Source organism: Acinetobacter sp. BHS4 (genome assembly GCF_018454425.1).
Taxonomy (GTDB): Bacteria; Pseudomonadota; Gammaproteobacteria; order Pseudomonadales; family Moraxellaceae; genus Acinetobacter; species Acinetobacter pittii.
Map to the genome: position 1 here is coordinate 2,307,294 of NZ_CP075323.1, position 17,152 is coordinate 2,324,445.

The following is a 17,152-nucleotide window of genomic DNA, read 5'->3' on the forward strand; positions in this document are numbered from 1 at the left end:
ACCAATCTTTATTCATATTCATTTTTAGGCTGCACACCTAACATTTCCTGAACCATTTGTAATGGATGCTCATCTTTGATGACTTGCGCTAACCATTCATGTAATGGCATTTGACTCCATTTAATCGTTTTTTGAAGCATATAGCTCACAGGGCTATGCGGTTCATTTGCTTGGAAGTAATCGGCAATCTCTTGCAGCACTTTCATTGCTTGTTCACGGTTCGCCAAGTGCGTTTGTGCTTGAGGCTGAAAAGCTGGCTGATCCGAAACAACTTGTACAGGCACTTGATTTTCCATAGATGAACTCGTGATAACAGTAGCCTGTTCTTGGATTGGCGCAAGCCCAGTACCAAAAGCTTCTGCTTTATAAATCTTACGTAATGTGCTGTGAATGGTCTCAAATGCCGAATCAATAGCAGCAAAACTCGGCGAATCTAATCCCATTAAATGATCAAGAGTCTGTTTTAAAACATCCCACTCGGTTAAGACTGAACAAAAATCTTGATAATTAGAATATTGAAAAGTTTTAGAAGTATTAAAAATGGCTTGGTCGAATTGCTCTAATTCAGATGGTCCCGACTGGCTGTCATACTCTTCAGTTTGTTTACGGCGAACATTTTCGTGATATAGAAAATTATCGTAATCAAGCAAATTATAATAAGGAGCCGTATTAGTTAAAGAAACTTTCTTTAACAACATCGGAAGTTGATTAATTAAACCCTGTAATAAACCAATGCGTTGATCTAAGTCATCATCTTCAATAACAGGGTGAATTTCCTGCCAGTATTGATTCAGCATGGTATGGCTTAAAGTTAAACCTTTAGCCATACCTTCAAAACCATAAAGATGAGTCCAAGCCTCTAAGAGCCAAGTTAATAGACGGATATCTTTTGTTTTATCTTTTAGCAAAACACTCGTGTTCTTTGCTACAAAGTCCCAATCGGCTTGTTTGCGCTCAGCAACCCAATCACCTTGATCTAGTAATAGATCATCTTGTGTCTTCGCTTTTTTTATTTCATGAAATTCATTAGAAAACGAAAAGTCATCACCACAAGGTAAACTATCATTAATGGGTTCGAGTAGTTCAGAAATATCAATATTCATCTAATTTTAGCTCTATTCAATTTTAAACTTCTGACTTCAATTTTTTACTAGTCCTTTTTTTAGCAGGTTTTACAACTGGGTCTAGTACATATTGAATTTCGTCATCTTTAGCATCAATCATGATAATTTTTGGTAGTTTTTGCTCTGCTAAAGCCACCAAAATTTCTGTAGCCAATGCAGGTAACACTGTAGAATTTAAAATATTATCAACGTTACGCGCACCACTATCGACTTCTGTACAACGGCTTAAGAGCAGCTCTACCAAATCATCAGAATACTGGACTTGTGTTCCGTATTGTTTCTCAATTCTTGCTGTGATTTTGCCTAGCTTATGTTTAATAATTCGTACAAGTAGATCATCATGCAGTGGGAAATAAGGAACAACTCTCATTCGGCCTAAAAATGCAGGCTTGAATTGTTTATATAAACTTGGTTTTAAGTGCTCGATCAACTCTTCAGCTGTAGGCCATTCTTCTACAGGTCTATTTAAGCAAGCCTGCATAATGGCACTTGAACCAGCATTTGAAGTTAACAAAATAGTCGTGTTTTTAAAGTCAATTACTCGACCTTCACCATCTTCTAAAGTACCTTTATCAAATACTTGATAGAACAGTTCCTGAACATCGCTATGAGCTTTTTCAATTTCATCAAGTAACACAACACTATATGGGTTACGACGAACAGCTTCTGTTAAAACTCCGCCTTGGCCATATCCGACATATCCTGGAGGTGCACCTTTTAGCGAAGATACAGTATGAGCTTCTTGATATTCAGACATATTAATTGTGATTAAATGCTGCTCACCACCATATAACTCATTTGCCAACGTTAATGCAGTTTCAGTTTTACCTACACCACTTGGTCCGACCAAAAGAAATACACCTTGTGGCTTATTAGGATCTTCAAGTTTTGCTTTTGAAGTTTTAATCCCTTGAACTAATTGTGTGAGTGCATAATCTTGCCCCATTACACGCTCGCCCAATTTATCCTCAAGCGTTAATATCTGTTTAATTTCATCATTGACCATTTTTCCAACAGGAATACCTGTCCAATCAGAAATAATTTCATTAATGATTTGAGAATTTACTCTTTCAAATACTAATGGTTGCTGGCCCTGAATATCAGCAAGATCTTTACGCAGTAGATTAATCTGATCGAAAGCTTCAGACTCATTAGCATGATTCTGTGCTTCTAACTCTTGAATTTTATGAACAAGTTCTAATTCTTTTTGCCACTGCTCTTCGGTTTCATGGATCTCTTTTTGCAAAGATTCTAAATTAGCTTTTAAAGCTTCCAATCGTTCATGATGTATTGGAATCTGACGATGCTCATTTTCTAAAATTTGCTGCTCAAGCTTTAAGTTATGCTCTTGGGCCTTTAACTGATCAAGCTTTACAGGTTGAGCATTTTGAGTCAAAGCAACACGTGCTGCAGCCGTATCAAGCACACTAATTGCTTTATCCGGAAGTTGGCGACCACTAATATATCGATGTGAAGAATGAACCGCAGTAACGATCGCCTCATCATCAATTTGCAATTTAAAATGCTGCTGCATGACTGGAATCATCGCCCGCAACATATCTACTGCAACTTCTTCAGTTGGCTCTTCTACTTTTACTACCTGAAAACGTCGGCTCAATGCAGCATCTTTTTCAAAATATTGTTTATATTCTGCCCAAGTTGTCGCAGCAATCGTACGCAACTCACCACGTGCAAGTGCTGGTTTTAAAAGATTTGCAGCATCATTTTGCCCTGCTTGTCCACCTGCACCAATTAAAGTATGTGCTTCATCAATAAATAAAATAATAGGATGAGTAGAAGCTTGAACTTCTTGAATAACCTGTTTTAAACGATTTTCAAACTCGCCTTTAACACTTGCACCTGCCTGCAACAACCCCATATCCAGCACATGTAAATGTACATTTTTTAGGGCGTTTGGTACTAAACCTTGAGCAATTTTTAAAGCCAAACCTTCCACTACAGCTGTTTTACCAACACCTGGTTCTCCGGTTAAGATCGGATTGTTTTGGCGTCTACGCATTAAAATATCGAGCATTAAGCGAATTTCATATTCACGCCCAATAACTGGATCTATACCACCTTTTTTCGCTTTTTCAGTGAGATTAATCGTATATTGGTCAAGTGCAGGTGTTTTAGCTACTTGGGTATTTGCTACAGTCGCCTCTGTTGAGTCAGCTTCATCAGAAGGTGTTTTTGTTTCATCTTGTTGTTCAAAACTCTTCTCACAAATTTCAAGAAACTTATGTTTCATTGAATCAATTGGTAAAAGGTCAAATAAACTCGAAGCTCTTGTTGCAATTTGATATAAATCAGGCGCAGTTAATAACGCAACTAATAAATGACCACTACGAATAACTGGATTTTGCTCAGCCGAAGCTAATAACCAAGCTTGTTCAAACAAACGAACAATAGATTTAGCAAAAATAGGAGTTCGAGTATTACCTTTTGGTAATTGAGAAATTGTTTCTTTTAAATCATCAGCTAAAGCTTCAGATGAAATTTTATATTTCTTTAATAAAATTTTTAAATCATTCTCTAAAGATTGATTAAGTAATTCTAAAAATAAATGCTCAATTTCAATTTCATAATTTTGTTGAATAACACAAGCATTAGCCGATTTTTCTAAAGCAGTTCGTGCAACTGTAGAAAGTTTTGTAATTAAAATTTTTAAATTACTCATCATTACTCTCAATATTTTTATATAATTTAATGCTTAAAATCATAATGCCTGTATATTAACAAAATTCAGCTTTATCAGACAAACTACTCATCATTTCAAGCATTAATATGTTTTAGTAGATATTTATATCTATATAAAAATATCTCTACCCTTATCCTTGATTAACTAAACTCTGTTTTGGCAATAATTTACAGCCACACGATAATGAATCATTTACACGCGCTGCGGATTTTCCCATGACAAGCATATTTGGATCGCCCGATACAATCGTAGATACCGTTAGATGAGCAGGACAAGTAGCCTTATCCCCTACACAGGCAATTGCAATTCCATCAATTAAAAATGTACTGTTTCCTGAAATCACTTGCCCTCCACCAGTTGTTGGGCATCCAATCGTAATGTAAGGGCTAGCCATGTTCTTCTCCTTATATTTATAGAACAGTAAACTCAATCCGACGGTTTTTCTTTCTTCCTTCCGGAGAAGTGTTATCTGCAACTGGCTTAGATGAACCTAAACCTTCTGTAGATAAATGGTCGGCAGGAATACTCTTACTAATCAAATAGTTTTTAACTGCTAACGCACGATCTTGGCTAAGTTTCAAGTTTTTAGTCGCATCACCAGAACTATCAGTGTGACCAATAATTTTGACTTTCTTGCCACCAACTTTGTTTAAAGCAACCGCCATCTCATCTAGAATTTTTTGACCAGCATCAGTTAAAACTGCGCTACCAGATTCAAACTCAATAATTCGATTTTTAAGTGCATCATCAATAATTTTCTGCTCAGCCTGATTGACTGATAATTGTGAATATAGTTGATACGGCGGTTGCACTAATCCTTGAAAAGATTGAATTGTAGGCTGGATATCTGCTGGGTTCAGCATTTTCCCACTCAACTCAAAACGTGTGCCGTTTACGCTTAATTTGCCTTGTGAAACCTTTTTAAGATCAGGGGTAATCACTCGAGTTACTGAATCACTCCACCCATTTGGAGCAGCTACAGGTCTCACTTGTATTTTATCTACAACCTGATCAGCACCATAAACAGACTGCATTTTTAATAAGATAGCCTGTTTACTCGCCTCATTAGGAACGACTCCTTCTACGACAATGGGCTGAGCTAAAGCATAGTTAGCGATTGCATAGATAAAACAGCCTTTTATGAGCTGCGAAAGTTTACTTTGATATCGTTGATTCATTATTATTCACCCAAAAAAGTCTGTCTAAATAGTTTTAAACCTTGATTTAAGCTTAATTGGCGTTGGCATAATGATTGTTCTAGCGTAGCTAAACCAGCATTCTGCTCCAAATAAGTATCAATCCATTGTGCTTCTATTAAAGAAACCCAGTGTTTACTATCCATATTCTGAGTAAAAATATCGCTCAAGGCTAAAATATCAGCCCCTTGAAAACCGAAGAATAATACAGGCTGCTCTCGATGTAACAAACCTATCAGCACTTCAGTATTATGTTCTTTTAAAAAGCGACAAATAATACTGACCCAAAATGCTGCTATTTCATAACTGTAAGCGGGATTATTAATAGGCAAAATTAAAACTTTATTTAATCGACTGGTTCCATTTTGTAAAATTGGCTGTAGCAATAATCCCAGCCCAATCATACTTTGCGCTAACTCATAAATACTTAGCTTCATTAACTGAGCGAATGAGTGCATCGTATGATTTTCATAGAAACCCACACATTCACGTTCAGTTAAAACCTGAATTTGATTTTGTAAGTGACCTAATTTTCCAAGTAACAGATCTGAATCTTTAATTCCTTTTAAAGCGCGATTGTTTTGAAATAAATCAACTAATACATGTTTATAGCTATAGGGCGCATACAACAAATTATCATACGGTAAATCAATTTCTAATAAATGGCTCAGTACCATTGGAAAAGATCGCCCCGAACTATCTTCACTTGCAAGAAGGTTCGCCGCTAAAAACATATTTTCTTTCGGATTCGCAATAAAGAAATCCAGCGAAGGCAACGTGTTATAAGCTTCTTTAAAGCTGCCTGATTGCATTGCATATTCCAATGCTTCAGTAATCCACTGATCAAGCAACTGTATTAGAGCATTCTGACCTTTTGTTTTTAAAAAGTCGCCTCGTGCAGGACTTTTGCCGTAATACAAAGGAGTTGTTTTTAATGTTTGCATTATTGCTCCTCCTTTCGCATAGAGGTTATTTTCCATGTCATGGTTTAACTCCCGCAGAAGGCTGAGCAAGTGCAGAAACAGGATTTTCAGTTCTTGCTGGAGCAGCTTGAGCTGGTGCTTGCTGAGCAGACACCACACGAGCAGCTTTATCAGCAGTGACTTTATCAACCAGTTGCATACCTGCATAACCACGGCTTGAACCGATACTGCCTGAATTACTGCTAATTAGACGGAAATTCATTTTTACAAATAATGATGGATCAGTTTTACTACGCCAAAGCATTTCAAATCCGCCATTTTGTTCCTTACGTTGAGCGCTATCAATTAAACGGTTAATACCGTACTCACCTGGCTCATCAAAAATCGTGTGGGTTTGGCCTTGTAAATCTACAGCGGTAATACGAGCACCTGGAATACTGCCTTGGTTTGGCCAAATGAAGTTAACCCATTGCTGAACACCGTTTTCATAAGTCATACGCTGACCATCAATATCAACGGTATATGAAAGCAATTGTGGGTTTGGAATTGGGTAGAACTGGAAGTTAGATTGGTTAGTCGCTGGAGCAGCTGGTGCTTGAGCATTCAACTCACCAGTTGCCATACCATTGGCTGGTGCCACATATCTTTGGAAATTCATAACGAATTGAGGATTTAAACTAATGCCTAAATCTTTCCAAGTTTTAGACGTTAAGGTATAGCCACGACGAATCACAAATGGATCCAGACTTTCTTTTACAAAGCGAGAAATACTACCGTTCTCACCCAAGATTTGACCAATTTCACTACTTGTTGCCTGTAAAGAAGCTGATGAGTTAAATGGATATTTCTTAGCAAGATTTGCTGTAAATGGTTGATAGGCTTGCATTACCCATAATTTATTAATTTCGTCTTGCGTCGGTGTAATTAAACTCTCAAAAGCCTGCGTAAGTGGGCTAACCACCAGTTTTTGAAGTAAACGCTGATCAATTTCATTGAAACCAACCGCCATTTTTTCATCTACAATTTTTTGAGTTTGATTAAATACAGACGTTTGCTCATTTAGGGTCTGTTTAACTAATGTCATTGCATTAGGCCCAATTTCGCCCGCATTTTTAAGCTCGTTAAACTTACTACGAACGAGTGCTAAATTTGTCATATATTCATCAAGCAATGACTTACCTTGTTGATCATCACGCTTGCGAACCAACTGGTAGAACATTTGGTATTCTTGAGAAATAGCGCCTTGGGCATTGTTTGCCACTTGATTAGCAACTTGCTTGTCATCATGATTTAGAACTTTACGTTTAAACCATGCAATGAATCCTTTTTGTGGAGCTGCAAGCTCAGCTTGAACAACCGGATTATCCCAGTTTGTTTCGACTGCAACCCTTTCAATTAATGTTCTAATTGGAGAGTTTTGTGGTTCACCTAAAACATCAATATTTTTTACTTGCTGAGCAAATTGGCCGGCTTTAGCATAATGAATACCACTTAAGAATTTTCTCCATTCCGCAATGTATTCTTGCTTATAAAGCGCTGTTAGCTGCTTTCTAATTTGCTCTGGACTGCCTGAGAAAGTTAAATCATCAGATTGACGACTATTTAACACCCAGTCTTTACTGTCTGTTGGCTTATCTGCAGCTTCTTCAATTGCCTTTTCTACATAGTCATTCCAAGCTTTTTGGGTAAATACGCCTGGTAATGCATAACTACCCAATACAATATTTTTATTTGCCTCACCCACAATCTGACTTACAGTCAGTGCTGGAAAACGTACCGCAGCACGCATTTTTATTTCGTTATAAACACGATCACGCGCTGGCATCCCTCGAACAACAGAGAGTAATACTTGACGAGTTTGATCAACAATTTGCGAATCTGCTTCTAAAACTGGGAATTGTTTATCATTTGCTAAGGTCATTGCATACGACAAGATCTGTTCAGCTTCTTGAATCATATCTGCACGCGGCATTTGACCTTTATTTGCATCTAACCAAGAGCGCCAGAAACGCGTAACCTGATCGCTTAGATGACTAGCATCCATATATTGCGGATTGCTCATCATTAAATAAGCTTTTAAAGCATTATAAGCATCTTGAGGATTGGTATCTGAAGGTTCCAAATATTGTTGAGATTGAGCAGTTTGCTTGATCTCAACATTCGTGTGGTTCGCTTTTAATGTTGCTTCATTATTTTTTACACGTTGCAAATATTGAGCAATATTTTGCTGTGTTGGTGTTAACACAATCTGCTTAACACCTTTTAAATATTCAGCTTTTAGCTTTTCACGAAGCTCATTGCCCTGATATAAACCAAAACTAAACTTAAGTGGTCTATTTTCATCAAACTCATCTAACTGCTGTAGACGTCTTTGAAGAATCAGCAAAGCTTCTAATTGGGTAGACAGTTGCTGACCAGAGGCTCTTTCTAATTGAACCACCTTATTTAAATCTGCTTGAACTTCACCAATTAATTGCTGGTTATTACGATAAGACCAAACCCATACACCCAAAATAATTGAAACGCCCGCTAAAGCACCAATAAATGCAATGTAACGTTGGCGTTTTCTGCCCGTATTTACATGCTGCTTAACGAGATCTTTATCTTTTAAAATAACATCTGAAAATAGACCATTTAAGAAATAGCCATGGTTAGGAGTAATTTTTGTATGGTCTTTTAAATCATTTTGAGCAATTTGAGTCAGCTGGAATTCTTGTGCAATTTGCTCAGTCATTGGACTTTCAATTACACCTTCTTGCAAAGCACTGGTGAAGTAAAACCCACGGAAAACTGGTTGAAATTGATATGGGTTATCTTCAAAAAGTGTACCAATAAAGCTTTTTAAAGCTGGTTTTAATGTTTTAAATTCTAATGGGAAAGTCATTACGCTTGGTGAGATATTCTGCGAATGACGGCGACTTAAATGAGTCGAACTCACGCCTTTTAGACCATCGTAAAGAATAGTGTAATGTTTTTCGAACAAATCTACCGCGTTATGAGAAGAGTTTTGCTCATATGGAAGCGTTGCTCCCCAAGCTTGGTTATATTCTTGAGCTTCATAAAATTCAAAAAACTCAGTAAAACCTGCAATCAAATCCATTTTTGAAAAGACTAAGTAAACAGGTACTACCACTTCTAAACGTTCAGTTAGATCTTGAATACGAGCACGTAAATTTTTAGCAAGCTTTAATGAATTTTCAGGACTTTGACTAATTAGCTCAGCAATACTAACAATTAGAATCAAACCGTTAACTGGTGCTTTAGAGCGGTTCTTTTTTAAAATATTTAAGAAACCTAACCACTCGGAATGATCTTCGCTATAAACAGAATAACGGCCCGCTGTATCGAGCAAAATACCTTCTGTAGAGAAGAACCAGTCACAATTTCGAGTACCACTTAAGCCAGCAGATACCATTTTCTGATGTGTTTCTTCAAAAGGGAACTTTAAACCAGAGTTATAGATAGCTGAACTTTTACCGGCGGCTGGGTTACCAATAACCATATACCAAGGAAGTTCATATAATGCAGCATTCCCTTTTTTATCACCCAACTTAGATTTACGAATCAGTTGAATTGATTCTTTCATTTGTTGACTAACTAGCTGAAGCTCTTCTTTATCTTTATTTTTGCCATATTCAGCTTGGTTATCTTTTTCGATTGCCTCAGCTAACTCTTCACCTTGAGCAGCATGCTTTCTTCGTTGAATAAGCCAATAGATACCATAAACAATAAGACCCAAAGCATAGGCAGTTGCTAAAGCCCAGAATATATGACGAGGAATTGAAGTATATGAAGACATCAATGCCACGAACAATGACAAGGCGATAATTGCTTTAGGATTCGTGATGTACTGCCACAAGTAGCCTAAAATTGTATGCATTCTATTCTCGTTCTAAGTCCAAAGTTTAAATTAGTTATTCAACACCATCGCATCATCTTCTGAGTTTTCAGTGATACTCTGCACAAACGTATGTGCTGACACCGTATTTTCTCCAAAGACAAAAGGAATGATATGTTCAGGGAAATGCATGCTCAGCATAAAGCCATAAATATCAGCTAAATTCTGGGTATGCCCTAATGAAGATTTCACATAAATATAGTGATGCGGTTCTACAGGCGTTTGAAGAAAATGTTGTTGCAATTTCTTCGAAACTTTTATATCGGTTTGATCTGACAAAATCAGTACATAAGGCTCATCACCTTCATGCTGAGGTAAATCATTAAATTCAAAATTATTAAAAAGCTTCGCTGTATCTTGTTGACCTACTACTACTTTCAGTGCTTTAGTCGGTTCTAATTCTTGAATTTTTACTAAAGGATCTGCGAGTAAACAGCTTGCTGCAAATTCAGCAGGAATATAATCTTTAATCATCCAAGATTTTTCATCAACTAGATCTTGATCAATTTCCGAATCGGCCACGACCAAAAAGAACATCTCATGCTCTCTTTTATGAATACCCTTTAATAAATGCATTAACTCTTGGTAAGCCAGTTGCTCTCCAAAAAAATGATATTCAATATGGATTTTTTGAGCAGGAATACCAATCTCAGTAAAAAACTCTAAAATTAATTCATTACTGTGGTCATCATTCCAGATATGTAACAAATCCTCCGAAAGAAGGATGTGTAGATTTAAGCGATTTAAGCGATAAACTTCTACGATCGGCATTTCAACATCGTCATATTCAGACTCGGGATTTACCCATGCCGGATGCATATGATATTCAAGGGCTTGCTGCGACTCATAAAATAAAGTTGAACGCTTTAAATGCTCAGCTAGAAGATATAAATTTTCTATATTTTGATCGAGTTGCTGTCTTATTAATGACATCATACGAACTTGTCGTGGAGATGAGTAATCACTCTCCTCATGATTCTCTTCATCCAAATCTTTAATACGGTAAGATAAAAGAGGTAATCCGTAAGAATTTAACAGTTGATCATCCAGCTCTGGACTTCTAAAATTTTGTAGCTGCTCAATAATGCTTTCATTCTCACCAAAAGCATGTAAAGCAAAACCAGAATAAATATTAAAATCTAGCTGTTCTAATGGTTGATCAGTTACCGCAGTTTGTTTTGAATTAACGTCATCTTTATCTTGATTTATAGCTTGCTCTTTTTTGTCTTTATACGTTGTATAAGCGCTATAAATTAACCATGGCGATAAAATCACCAATGTAATTATTGCTGGTAAAACTAAGAAATAAAGGAAAAAATCTCCTTTATCAGGGTTATATTGAACATCGCGCCAGTAGAAAATAATTATTCCACTAACCACTGGAAAAATAGCAATGAATGAGAGTAATATTTTTTTAATCATATTGTCTCTCCAATAAGGCTATAGCAGGTTTCATGACTATGTACTTTTGGTTGTCGTGATATGAGAAAAGAACCCTGCCCTAACCCACTCTGATTCTTATGAGTGAGACAAATAGGTTGTATTTCTGATTCATCCAAGATAAGCCGTAAATCTATTGATAAAGTTGGACTACACCACGTTTCTACAAGTTTTTTAAGCTTTAAGCTTAACTCTTGATTTGGTAAGAAACTGAGATATTGATGACGTTTTAATGGTCCAATTTGAATTTCAATTTTTCCGTCAATTTGCTGAATGGTTTCCCCACAAAAAGTATTAACACCAAGTAGGCTCGGCTGACTTCCACCTAAAGTTGTTAACTGATCACTCGCTAACTTAAATGATTCTTGTACAAATTCTTTAATCGTAATTTCATGTTTAAAAATACACGACAGCATCGTTTTTAATGCATGAACTGTATTATTTTGCCCCTGCATTAATCCAGAGAATTCTGCAAAATATTCATCAAGATCAGCTTGTTGATGCTGTGAACGTACATAACCATTCAAAGCATGCAGAATATCTAAATAGTCATTTTTATGTTCTATCTCATATCTAATCGGCAGATTATAAGTAATACTAGACTCTACATATTGAGCAGTAAGCTTATGATTAAATAAGCTTAAAAACTCTTTGGTCTCAGCTCGTTGCTGACGCGGAGCTTGCTTAATCTTATTCGTATACGTATAAGGTAAAGCACCTTGTATACCCGTAAGACCAACGATTAAATTCGTGATATAAATCCGGTCGTCCGTTAGTTCTAAATTTTCAATCTCTGTAGCAGGAAAATTTAAATTAAAGGATGTCTCAAACTTAAAATGATCACTCCAAAATGAACTAACTGTACGACTTGAATCGTGTCTTAATAGCCGTGTTGCTTGGATAAACTCAAAAGACTTTGGCTTTGTAAAGAGCTCAGCTGTTACAGAAGAGTCTTGCCACCAACGTTCTGACTGCATTGGTATAACTCCTGCTGAGATGAATAATCCTTAACAACCAAATCAACAAAACTATTAATTTGAACCTTTAAATTAAAAACACGACTTAATAACTGACTAAAAATGTATAGGCTATGACCTCTAAATACCGATGAATCAATTTGTAACTCTGCCTTTACTCCTCTTACAAACATTGGGAATGGCTTTCCATCTACAAGTTTGTGAGTAAGTGAAAATTCAAGATGTTTGATTGACTCAATAATTAGATAATTTTCTTTTGATAAAGGTAAGTTATATAAAGCAAGTAATTCTTTAATATGAGATACCGCATCACCTTTCATTAACGCTAAACTATTTAATGAAAGGTGTGAAATAACACGCCACTGCTCACTCTGGCTTTGACCAAATTGATAAGGCTTCGTAGGTCTTTTTAAAACAATGGCACGACGAGCCAGACTACTATCATTAAGGTTTAATATATTATTGGATTGCCCTAATGCTTCATGCGGCAAGTCACGATTTGAGCATAATAGTTTTGTACTAATAAAATCCGAACGTGTTGACGAAGGATTTAAATTTTTAGAAATAATTGAATAACCCATTTCGACAAAATTGGGTTGTAGCTTTTGATAGTTCACTGAATAGAAAAAACGCGCCGTGTCAGCATGATAATGACTCATGGCAAAAAAAGGCAGCACCGGAACATAGCTTTCTTCTTGACTCGTTTTTTCACGAACCATATTCATTTCAGTAATTGAATACACCTGATAAAACTCAGGATGATGAGCATCTGTAATCAGCGGATATTCTAATTGCTTATGTACAATTTTTTGTGGTTCAGCGTATTTTTCAAATAAATTAATAACTGGTGTAGTAAACAATTTAAAATTAGCGACATTTAATTCAGAATAATTTCGCACTACAGCTTGATCATTTAAATTTAATTTAAAATGTATAAGCAGTTCAAAATTACTATCTTCTAGGGATAAGCGCTTTAAAAAACCTAAATCAAGTTTTAGATAATTAAATTTTTCAGGAAAACAAAAATACTCCATCAGCAAACGATAAGCATGATGAGTATGCTGATCGAGTGGTAATAGACTTTCTTGCTCAGAAAAACCTGTTAACTCAAATGGATTTTTATCCAGTTCAACAATTTTCTGTCCTATTTTAATGGCAAAAGTTGTTCCCTTCTTAAAAATACTGTCTAGTACTTGAAGTGGAAAATTAGAAATTGCATCTAAATAAATAGGTAGTTTTTCATTTATTAAACATACATGAGCATGATTAAAAATTTCAAACTTAAAAGTTAAAGTCGCATTTTGGCTTAAATGCATGTGTGCACTAGGTGTGCTTTTAAACTCTAGCGCTTGTAAATTTATAGGGAGTAATTTGACTTCTTGCGTAGTATTAAACTCACACTGGACCCCTTTAAAACTGCGTGACTTCAAGACCGTGTGAGCAGGAACAATATGTGCCTCTGTGAGCTGCTTTATTTTATTTATATCTTCAAAACTTATTACTGAACAAGCCGGAAAATGACGTAAATATTGAGGGAACATCACCTCAAATAAAGAACGGGTAAATACGTCATAACTATCAGCAAGCTTCTTATCAATACGAGCAGAAATTAATGAAAATGCTTGTATAAGACGTTCGATATGCGGGTCATCAATCTGCTCTTGATTTAAAGATAAACGCTGAGCAATTTTCGGATATTTTTGAGCAAATTCACGAGATTGCTGACCAAATTCCTGTAGTTGTTTTTCGTAAAAAGGTAAAAGCTCTTCTATCACAACACACCCACTATGCCTAGGTTCTCGCTGAAATTACATATTGCTGCGTTGTCGGTTTTAACAATGCATCAAAAACGACAGGTTCATACAGTGGATGAATATTTAGATACGCCTGAATGCTTAAACACAATGCCCCCATATTGTGCCCATCCAACAACATCTCTACCCGTATTTGTCTTAACCGAGGTTCATGAGCTGCAATTGACTGTTCAATAGATTGGCAAATCTTGTCACGATCTAGCGGATTGGCTGTAGAAAGCCCCACAAAATCAATAATACCGAACTGAAGTATAGATTTTTTAACTAGCGGGTAATCATCAACTACATGATCCAATTTAGCGACTCGACTGTTAAGTAAGTCTTCTAAATCTTTTGCTACCGATTCTCTTAATTGCTGAATAGAAAGACCTTTTGCATAATCTTCACTTTCAGGAATTAAGCGATCAAACAAAGTTGAACGAAATCCATATGGATAAAGCCGATCTAAATTCATTCGAGTTCACAACAAGCATGCTTAAAGACAGCAGAGGCTAACTTTAAGTCAGCCTCCACCAAATATTCACTTAAACAATTACGCTGCGTAAGAAGCAGTATTGTTAGAAAGTGACCATTTCTTAGTAACAGCACCTTTAGCAGTACCGTTAATATCTTGTTGATTGTAAGTCCATTCAACAGCTGCGTATTTCAAACCAAACGCTTCTGTTGGAACACCTTCTTCATTAACTGTTGGAGTTACACTAGACACTAGAACATGCTTCAATTTGATTTGTAAGTACTTGATGCGCTTATCACCATTTGCACGGTAGAAGTCAATTTGTACTTCATCAAATGTATAACCAGCTGAACATGCTTCCCATAATTTCGGGCTAGTTGCATCTAGATCTTTAACAAAAACCATATCTGAATGTTCAACACGTTCAGCAGTATGACCACCAACACTACTTGAAGTAGCAGATTTAGGTTGACGAATGTTATGAGACCAAGAGTTAACTTCTAACCAGCCTTTGTGCTCAGAGTCACGAGACTCTCCATCAACTTTGTATTTACCGCGAAACTCAACGTATATATCTTTCATTTAGAACTTTCCTATTTGTAATTTAAAGTTATTCTTTCGCTGACCTTTATTAATTTGAGGACTGAGGTAACTCAGTGACAAGTCGTAAAGAAACTGACAACTCGTCCAGCTGGAAGTGTGGTCGCAAGAAAACCACAGATTTGTAGTGACCTGGTTGAGCAGGATCTTCTACAACTTTTACAGACGCTTCACGTAAAGGGTATTGAGCTTTTGCTTCCTGAGAAGCGCCATCGTCAAGTAATACATACTGTGACAACCACTCATTTAAGAATGCTTCAACATTTCCAGCAGAAGCAAAGCTACCCACTTTATCTCTCATCATTGCTTTTAAATAATGAGCAATGCGTGAAACGGCCATGATGTACTGAATTTGACTCGATAAAGCAGAGTTAGCATTTGCTGTATCATTGTCATATTTTTTAGGTTTTTGAGTTGATTGGGCACCAAAGAAAGCAGCGTAATCAGTGTTTTTACAATGTACTAAAGGAATAAAGCCTAAATCGCTTAATTCTTTTTCACGGCGATCAGTGATTGCAATTTCGGTTGGGCATTTGAATACAACTTCACCATCTTGTGTTTTAAAAGTGTGTACAGGCAAGCCTTCGACTAAGCCACCACCCTCAACACCACGAATTGCAGCACACCAACCATGCATATCAAATGCATTTGTTAAACGAGTACCGAAAGCATAAGCAGCGTTCATCCACAAATATTCATTGTGATTTGCGCCCGAAACATCTTCAGCAAAGTTGAAGCCTTCAGTAGCTGTTCCTTCCTTTGGATGATAAGGAAGACGACCAAGCACATGTGGCAATGTTAAAGCAACATAACGAGCATCTTCACTGTCACGGAATGAACGCCATTGAACATATTCAGCTGTTTCAAAGATTTTTGAAACATCTCTAGGACGATCAATATCTGTAAAGGACTCTAGACCAAGAATGCTTGGGCTAGCGGCCGAAATAAATGGCGCATGGGCTGCAGCCGCAACATGAGAGATTTGCTCAAGCAAATACATATCAGAAGGCGTACGGTCAAATTCAAAATCACCAATGAGCGCTGAATATGGTGCACCACCAAAAGATCCGTATTCTTCCTCATAGATTTTTTTGAATAAGGTGCTTTGATCGAAATCTGTAGCACCTTGGAAATCTTTTACCAACTCTTTCTTAGTCGTATTTAACATACGAATTTTAATAAGAGGGTTAGATGGTGTCTCTTGACAGAAATAATAAAGACCACGCCAAGTTGACTCAATTTTTTGGAATTGTTCATTGTGCATGATCTGACTTAATTGACTTGAAATCAGCGCATCAATTTCTGCAATACGCTTATCAATTGATAAAGTCATATTTTCAGAAACGGTAATTGTTCCTGCCATTACTTCTTTAGCAAGCTCACCGATTAAGCTTTTTGCACGTGAATGTTCTTCTTCATTTCGGGCAATACGGCTTTCTTCAACAATCGAGTCTAAGAGATTAACCTGTTCATTTTCAACAAGAGGCATTGCTGCAGATTGAGTATTATTCATGATCAGCCTCCGCACTTAATTTACGAATCTGATCTGTATTTTTAAGAACTTCATCAAGTAAGTCTTCTAAACGTTCACTGTTAGAAATTTTGTTTCTTAAGTCAGTTAAACGCTCACGAGCTTCAACAAGTTTCTTTAATGGATCAACCTGTTGAACCACATTTTCTGGACGAAAATCTCCCATTGACTTAAATGTTAAATCAACAGCGATCTTACCGCCCTCTTCTGTCAAGGTATTGTCTACTTGGAAAGCAGCTCTTGGAGATAATGACTCCATAACTTCATCAATATTATCTAAATCAACATTAATGAATTTTTTATCTTTTAATTTTGTACGCTCAAGCTCAGATGCAGCCGAAAAATCACCCATCACACCCACAACGAATGGTAGTTCTTTCGCTTCTTTTGCATCACCAATTTCGACATCATATGTAAGCTGAACACGTGGAGGTCGAATTCGCTGAAGCTTCTTTTGTACGCTCTCTCTCTTAGCCATAAGATTCTATTCCGGA

Annotated in this window: 13 protein-coding genes; all 13 read right to left on the minus strand. The window is 36.6% G+C overall.

The window, feature by feature from the left end; all coding sequences use genetic code 11:
* Nucleotides 1-8: 8 nt before the first annotated feature.
* Nucleotides 9-1,103 (minus strand): type VI secretion system protein TssA, encoded by a 1,095-nt coding sequence (tssA, locus tag KIP84_RS11030; RefSeq protein WP_213688482.1) that lies wholly within the window; start codon nt 1,101-1,103, stop codon nt 9-11.
* Nucleotides 1,104-1,125: 22 nt separating this feature from the next.
* Nucleotides 1,126-3,807, minus strand: a complete 2,682-nt coding sequence (gene tssH / locus KIP84_RS11035) for a type VI secretion system ATPase TssH (protein ID WP_213688483.1) — start codon at nt 3,805-3,807, stop codon at nt 1,126-1,128.
* Between the two features lie 148 nt (nt 3,808-3,955).
* A complete protein-coding gene (locus tag KIP84_RS11040; protein WP_108011985.1) occupies nt 3,956-4,219 on the minus strand; it encodes a PAAR domain-containing protein in 264 nt (87 codons plus the stop codon).
* 16 nt (nt 4,220-4,235) lie between these two features.
* Entirely contained in the window at nt 4,236-5,003 is a 768-nt protein-coding gene (locus KIP84_RS11045) for an OmpA family protein (RefSeq protein WP_199992844.1), read from the minus strand.
* A 2-nt stretch (nt 5,004-5,005) separates the two neighbouring features.
* Nucleotides 5,006-5,965 (minus strand): type VI secretion system-associated protein TagF, encoded by a 960-nt coding sequence (tagF, locus tag KIP84_RS11050; RefSeq protein ID WP_014206363.1) that lies wholly within the window; start codon nt 5,963-5,965, stop codon nt 5,006-5,008.
* 37 nt (nt 5,966-6,002) lie between these two features.
* Nucleotides 6,003-9,824, minus strand: a complete 3,822-nt coding sequence (gene tssM, locus KIP84_RS11055) for a type VI secretion system membrane subunit TssM (RefSeq protein WP_202744309.1) — start codon at nt 9,822-9,824, stop codon at nt 6,003-6,005.
* A 30-nt stretch (nt 9,825-9,854) separates the two neighbouring features.
* Nucleotides 9,855-11,264, minus strand: a complete 1,410-nt coding sequence (locus tag KIP84_RS11060; RefSeq protein WP_213688484.1) for a hypothetical protein — start codon at nt 11,262-11,264, stop codon at nt 9,855-9,857.
* Nucleotides 11,261-12,259, minus strand: coding sequence for a type VI secretion system baseplate subunit TssG (tssG, locus tag KIP84_RS11065; protein WP_213688485.1), 999 nt, complete (start codon nt 12,257-12,259; stop codon nt 11,261-11,263). The genes KIP84_RS11060 and tssG overlap by 4 nt, the downstream gene beginning before the upstream one ends.
* The gene (tssF, locus tag KIP84_RS11070) at nt 12,223-14,034 is read right to left on the minus strand and encodes a type VI secretion system baseplate subunit TssF (RefSeq protein WP_039765402.1); all 1,812 of its coding nucleotides are present in this window, start codon (nt 14,032-14,034) and stop codon (nt 12,223-12,225) included. Before tssF ends, tssG begins: the two co-directional genes overlap by 37 nt.
* A 16-nt stretch (nt 14,035-14,050) precedes the next feature.
* Complete coding sequence (tssE, locus tag KIP84_RS11075) at nt 14,051-14,527, minus strand: type VI secretion system baseplate subunit TssE (protein ID WP_002048404.1); 477 nt, start codon at nt 14,525-14,527, stop codon at nt 14,051-14,053.
* A gap of 78 nt (nt 14,528-14,605) precedes the next feature.
* The gene (locus KIP84_RS11080; RefSeq protein ID WP_000653195.1) at nt 14,606-15,109 is read right to left on the minus strand and encodes a type VI secretion system tube protein Hcp; all 504 of its coding nucleotides are present in this window, start codon (nt 15,107-15,109) and stop codon (nt 14,606-14,608) included.
* Nucleotides 15,110-15,158: 49 nt separating this feature from the next.
* Complete coding sequence (gene tssC, locus KIP84_RS11085) at nt 15,159-16,640, minus strand: type VI secretion system contractile sheath large subunit (protein WP_032003316.1); 1,482 nt, start codon at nt 16,638-16,640, stop codon at nt 15,159-15,161.
* Nucleotides 16,633-17,136 (minus strand): type VI secretion system contractile sheath small subunit, encoded by a 504-nt coding sequence (gene tssB, locus KIP84_RS11090; RefSeq protein WP_202744313.1) that lies wholly within the window; start codon nt 17,134-17,136, stop codon nt 16,633-16,635. Before tssB ends, tssC begins: the two co-directional genes overlap by 8 nt.
* Nucleotides 17,137-17,152: the final 16 nt, after the last annotated feature.